The 5,750-nt window shown below is 75.9% G+C and carries 6 protein-coding genes; 3 read left to right on the top strand and 3 right to left on the bottom strand.

What is annotated here, in order from left to right:
• Nucleotides 1–170: 170 nt before the first annotated feature.
• Entirely contained in the window at nt 171–2,237 is a 2,067-nt protein-coding gene (locus tag ACFWXO_RS04865) for a sensor histidine kinase (protein WP_380522276.1), read from the top strand.
• Nucleotides 2,238–2,267: 30 nt separating this feature from the next.
• Here ACFWXO_RS04865 and ACFWXO_RS04860 read toward each other — a convergent pair whose 3' ends face one another.
• The 3 genes from ACFWXO_RS04860 to ACFWXO_RS04850 form a co-directional block, all read right to left on the bottom strand.
• On the bottom strand, nt 2,268–2,486 hold the full coding sequence (locus tag ACFWXO_RS04860; RefSeq protein WP_380522274.1) for a hypothetical protein: 219 nt from the start codon (nt 2,484–2,486) through the stop codon (nt 2,268–2,270).
• A 107-nt stretch (nt 2,487–2,593) separates the two neighbouring features.
• Complete coding sequence (locus ACFWXO_RS04855) at nt 2,594–3,034, bottom strand: DUF5946 family protein (RefSeq protein ID WP_380522272.1); 441 nt, start codon at nt 3,032–3,034, stop codon at nt 2,594–2,596.
• 113 nt (nt 3,035–3,147) lie between these two features.
• A complete protein-coding gene (locus tag ACFWXO_RS04850; protein ID WP_380522270.1) occupies nt 3,148–3,636 on the bottom strand; it encodes a GNAT family N-acetyltransferase in 489 nt (162 codons plus the stop codon).
• A gap of 190 nt (nt 3,637–3,826) precedes the next feature.
• Here ACFWXO_RS04850 and ACFWXO_RS04845 point away from each other — a divergent pair, with 190 nt between their 5' ends.
• Together ACFWXO_RS04845 and ACFWXO_RS04840 are read left to right on the top strand one after the other, a co-directional pair.
• Entirely contained in the window at nt 3,827–4,774 is a 948-nt protein-coding gene (locus ACFWXO_RS04845; RefSeq protein ID WP_380522268.1) for an ATP-binding cassette domain-containing protein, read from the top strand.
• A complete protein-coding gene (locus ACFWXO_RS04840; RefSeq protein WP_380522266.1) occupies nt 4,771–5,619 on the top strand; it encodes an ABC transporter permease in 849 nt (282 codons plus the stop codon). The genes ACFWXO_RS04845 and ACFWXO_RS04840 overlap by 4 nt, the downstream gene beginning before the upstream one ends.
• Nucleotides 5,620–5,750 lie beyond the last annotated feature (131 nt).

Below are 5,750 nucleotides of genomic sequence, written 5' to 3'. Positions count from 1 at the left end.
GCGCAGGGGCCGGCGCCCGCCGCGCGGCCGCCGCCCCCGACGCTTCCGTGACGCTGGGCCGCCGGCCGCCCGCAGTCCGTCACCCGCGGGGCCGCTGCCCCATGCGCCCGGGACACCGGGTGGACGAGACTGCTGCCATGCGGCCGGTCGTGGGCGAAGAGAGGTCGGTCATGGGTGCGGAGAGCGCGGGGAGCGTCCGGTGGCGGCCCCGGCCCGGGCGGGCGGAGCGGCAGCTCGCGACGGCGGGGCTGTGCGCGCTCGTCTGCCTGGCGGCGGGCGGCCTGTGGGCCGGCTACGTGCTGGGCCACCTGGGCACGCCGGGGATCGCCGAGCCGACCCGGCACCTGGCGGTGCTCGGCTTCGGCCTCGCCGCCGTCGCGGGCGGGGTGCTGCTGCACGCCCACCGCCCCGGTCTGGAGCTCGGCTGGGTGCTGCTGGCGTACGGGGGCGCGCTGATCCTGCCGCTCGCCGCCGAGACCCCGGTCTGGACGCAGGTGGGCGACCCGCGCTACGTCGGCGCCGTGGTCGTGCTCAAATCGGTCGGCTACACCGTCAGCGGCACGATCTGGCAGGCGCTGCCGCTCTGGCTCCCGTACGGCCGGCTGACCGACCGCCGCTGGTGGCTCGCGGTCGGCGCGGTGGGCCTGTGGATGCTGCCCCAGGCGAGCTACTACGTCTACCAACCGACCGTGTTCGGCCGCCCCAACCCGCTCGCCGACAGCACCGTCGCCGACTGGCTGCGGCACTTCAACGGCACCCTGCACATCACCCAACTGGTCGTGTGGGTCGCCCTGACCGCCCTGGTGGTGCTCGTCCCGCTGGCCCGCGCCCGCCGGGTGCCCCGGCGCCGCCGGCAGCACGTGCTGGTCGCGATCGCCGTCTACCTGCTCTGGGCCGGCGCCGAGGCCGGCTACTACTTCAACGGCCAGAGCACCGCCTCCTACGCCGCCTACGCGGCCGCCTCCGCGCTGTGGACCCTGACCCTCGCCGTCGTGGTGGTGCGGGACGGCTCCTGGCGGCTGGACCGCTCGGCCCGCCGGATCCTGGTCGGACTGCTGGTCGCCGCCGGGCTGGCGGTCGTCTTCGTGCTGCTGGCCGGGCTGCTGTCCACCATGCTGCTGCCCGGCCGGGGCTTCGGCGCCCTGTGCGTGGTCGCCCTGGTCCTCCTGCTCGCCGGCGGCCTGCCCAGGGGCGTGCGCTGGGCCTCCGGCATCGTCGACCGCTGGTACTACGGCGCCCGCGCCCAGCCGTACCAGGTGCTGCGCAGCCTCGCCGGGCGGGTCAGCCAGACCGTCGACCCGCAGGACGTGCCCGCCGTGCTGTGCGCCACGGTCGGCGACGAACTGCGGCTGCCCGGAGTGGACCTGACCGTCTCGACCCGCGGCGGTGAACGCCGGCTCGCCGCCGTGGGGGAGTACCCCGAGGACGGCGAACGCTTCGCCCTGGTCCACCGCGGCAGCGAGATCGGCCGGCTCACCGTCTCCCCGCGTCCGGGCCAGCGCACGCTCGACGACAGCGACCGCGACATCCTGCGCTCCCTCGCCGACCAGGCCGCGCCCGCCGTGGCCTCGCTCCAGCTGATGGAGGACCTGCGGGCCAGCCGCGAGCAGATCGTCGCCGCCCGGGAGGAGGAACGCCGTCAGCTGCGCCGCGACATCCACGACGGGCTCGGCCCGATGCTGGCCGGGCTGCGGCTGCGCCTCCAGGGCGCGGCCGCCGTGGACGACCCGGCCCGCTTCGCCGCCGCCCTGGAGGACGTCGCCGACGACCTCGCCACGGCCGTCCGTGAGGTCCGCCGGATCACCGACCGGCTCGGGCCCACCGCGCTCGGCGACTACGGGCTGAGCCGCGCGCTGCGCCGCCTCGCCGACACCTTCAGCGGCGACGAGCTCACCGTCACCGCGCTGCTCGCGCCCGACCCGCTGCCCGAGCTGCCCGCCGCGGTCGAGGTCGCCGTCTACCGGATCACCGCCGAGGCGCTCAACAACGTGCTGCGCCACGCCCGGGCGACCAGCGCCAGGGTGACCGTCCTGGTCGACCCGGGGCGGCTGGAACTCACCGTCGAGGACGACGGGCAGGGCCCCGGCCGCGGCGACGCGGGCCACCCGGGGGTGGGGCTGCGCTCGATGAGCGACCGGGCGGCGGAGATCGGCGGCAGCTGCACCGTCCACCCCGTCGCGGGCCTCGGCCAGGGCACCCGGGTGCACGCGGTGCTGCCGCGCAACCCGGCGGGCTGACGGGAGCCGCCGGGCGCGCCCGGACCGGGGTCAGCAGTTCGGCGGGTTGGGGCACGGCTTGTGGCCGTGGCCGTGGCCGTGACCATGACCGGGGCCGTGGGCGTGGCCCCGGCGCTTCTGCTCCCCGGCCGCCTCACCCTCCGCCCGGGCCCTGCAGCACCGGGCGGCGCGGACGACCACGGCCGCGAGGACGACGACTCCGGCAGCTCCGGCGGCGACGGCCACCGGGTTGACCGATCTGGCGTTCATGGTGTCCTCCGGGAGGGTTCCGCAGGCCGGTCGACCCGCCCCTCCATGGCACCGCCCGGGCTGACCCATGCGCATGGGGCCACGGTCCCGTTCCGGTCCCGCCGCGGCTACGCTCCGTCGCGCCCCCAGGCAGCGAGCGTCACCGACGCCCACGCCCCGACCCGCTCCGCGAACCCCTCGGCCGGGAACGCCCCGTCCACCGCGACCTGCTCGATCGTCACCGCGAACCCGCCCCGCGGCGCCTCCTGAGCGGGATGTGCCGCCCCGCCCGGTGCGGTCCCGCCCGTCACCCGGTGTGAGTTCGCCCGGCGCGCCCGCCCGACCAGCCGCTCCACCGCCGGCAACCCGCCGTCGAGGTACGCCCGCAGCATCCCCCGGGCACCCGCCCCGCCGTCCCCGGGCAGCCGGCCCGGATGCTGCAACAGGAAGCAGGACACCGACACCGCGTGCAACGGCCCCCACGGCTCCGCCCGCGAGTGGTCCAGCGCCAGCAGCCGGTGGAACAGCTCCGGGCACCCCCGCGCACCGCACTCCCCGCAGGTCTCCATCCGCGCCTCCCCCTGGCGTCCCGTGTACGGTCCGAGCAACCCCGCCGGCCCCGAGCAAGCCCGACGGCCGCCCGCCACAGGGTAGTTGGCCGCCGCGGCAAGGTTCCGCCGGGCTACTCGCGGAGGGACTTGTTCAGGTACATCGCCGTGACGCCGTAGCCGCCGCGCCGGTAGAGGGCGATGGCCGCCTCGTTGCCGCCGAAGATGTTGAGGGCGAGGTCGGTGGTGCCCAGGCGCACGGCGAGCCGTTCGGCGGCGGCGAGGACGGCCGCGCCGTAGCCCTGGCGGCGGAACTCGGGGAGGACGCGGAGGTGGTAGAGCCAGGCGGAGGTGGAGACGCCGGCCCCGGCGCGCGGGTCGGGGCCGATCCAGGCGGTGCCGACGGTGCGCCCCGCCCCGTCCTCGGCGACCACCAGGTGGTGGCCCGCGGTGTCCAGGCCGTCCGGGAGGAACCTCGCGGTGCCCTGACGGGTGTGTGCGCGGGCCAGCTCCTCCGGCATCCGCTCGGCGAGCTGCCGGACGGTCTCGGCCTCCCGGATCTCGGTGGCCGCCTGGTACTCGGCCGGGGTCATCCGACGCAGGGTCACGCTCCGATCGTCCATCCCGCCATCCTCGGCGAGCGGGCGCGGTCGGCGAAACCGCTTTTCCGCGGGTAGGGCGACGGTGTGGTACCGCGGTACTACGCGGCGTCCGATGATCAGTCCGCAGTGCCGCGGTTCGGGCCCCGCCGGGCCCTAGCGTGGAACCCGTGGGCGGCCGGGAGGGCCCGGCCCCTGAACGTAAGGGCTAGCGATGATCGAGGCGCACCAGCTGACGAAGCGGTACGGGGAGAAGACCGCCGTGGACGGGCTGGACTTCACGGTCCGGCCGGGCGCGGTGACCGGGTTCCTCGGCCCCAACGGGGCGGGGAAGTCGACCACGATGCGGATGATCGTCGGACTGGACGCGCCCACCAGCGGGTCGGTCCGGGTCAACGGCCGCCGGTACGCCGAGCACGCCGCTCCGCTGCAGGAGGTGGGCGCGCTGCTGGAGGCCAAGTCGATCCACCCCGGCCGCTCGGCGTTCAACCACCTGATGGCCCAGGCCCACACCCACGGCATCCCGCGCCGCCGGGTCGAGGAGGTCATCGAGCTGACCGGCCTCCAGTCGGTGGCCCGCAAGCGCGCCGGGGCGTTCTCGCTCGGCATGGGCCAGCGGCTCGGCATCGCGGCCGCCCTGCTGGGCGACCCGGCCACGGTGATGCTGGACGAGCCGGTCAACGGGCTCGACCCCGAGGGCGTGCTCTGGATCCGCAACCTGCTCACCTCGCTCGCCGCCGAGGGCCGCACCGTCTTCGTCTCCTCGCACCTGATGAGCGAGGTCTCGCTGGTCGCCGACCACCTGATCATCGTCGGACGGGGCCGGCTGCTCGCCGACACCACCGTCCAGGAGCTCGTCCAGCAGGCCGGCGGCGACGTCGTCAAGGTCGCCAGCGCCGACCCGACCCGGCTGCGCTCGGCGCTCGCCGGACCGGACGTCGAGATCACCGGCCGCTCCGGCTCCGAGGAGCTCCTGGTCACCGGGCGGACGGCCCGCGAGATCGGCCTGACCGCCGCCGAGCACGGCATCGCCGTGTTCGAACTCACCCCGCGGACGGTCTCCCTGGAGGAGGCCTTCATGGAGCTGACCCGGGACGCCGTCGAGTACCACGGCACCACCACCGTCGAGAGCACCGTCGACACCCAGAGGAGCGCGGCATGACCACGATCGCCCCCAGCCAGACGGCCGTGCCCGCCGGGCAGCGCCCCGCCGGCCCCGCCTACAAGGTGACGGCCGCGCGCGTGCTGCGCTCCGAGTGGGCCAAGCTGTGGTCGCTGCGCTCCACCTGGATCACCCTCGGCCTGGCCCTGCTGTTCCTGGTCGCCTTCGGCCTGATCGCGGCCTTCCAGTTCAAGTCGCGGCTCACCTCCGGCCGCCCGATGGACCGGGACTTCGCCGACGCCGGCGCGCTCAGCCTGTCCCTGTTCGGCACCAACTTCGCCCAGCTGGCGCTCGGCGTCCTCGGCGTGCTGGTCGCGGCCGGCGAGTACTCGACCGGCATGATCCGTTCCACCCTGGCCGCCGTGCCGCGTCGCCTGCCGGTGCTGTGGTCCAAGGCGGCGGTGTACGGCGTGATCGCGCTGGTGCTCGGCACCGTCGGGGTCTTCGCCACCTTCACCGCCGACAGCGGCATCCTGTCCGGCACCCGGGCGGCGATGACCCTCTCCGACACCGGCGTGGTACGCGGCCTGCTCGGCGCCGGGCTCTACCTGGGCCTGGTCGGCGTGATCGGGGTGGCCCTCGGCGCCCTGCTGCGCTCGGTGGCCGGCGGCATCGCCGTGCTGGTCGCCTCGCTGATGCTGATCCCCGGCCTGACCTCGCTGCTCCCCACGGACTGGCAGGGCCACATCAGCCCGTACCTGCCCAGCCACGCCGGTGAGGCGATGTTCGCCCTGCACCACGACTCGACCACCCTCTCGCCGACGGCCGGCCTGCTGGTCTTCCTCGGCTGGACGGTGTTGGCGCTCGCCGGTGCCGCCGTCCGGCTGGTGCGCAGCGACGCCTGAGCCTCGGCCCTGTCCGGCCTAGGCGCCCCGGCGCCTGGGAGACTCTCGGTGGGGGGGGGGGGCGCGCGGAGGCGCCGCGCGCCTGGGCGGCGCGGCACGCGAGCACCGACGCTGTGGTGCGCGGGCGGTGG

The sequence above is a fragment of the Kitasatospora sp. NPDC059088 genome (assembly GCF_042738155.1).
Classification (GTDB): Bacteria; Actinomycetota; Actinomycetes; order Streptomycetales; family Streptomycetaceae; genus Kitasatospora.
The sequence above is the reverse complement of the archived record's forward strand: the minus strand, read 5'-3'. Positions and strand labels throughout refer to the sequence as shown.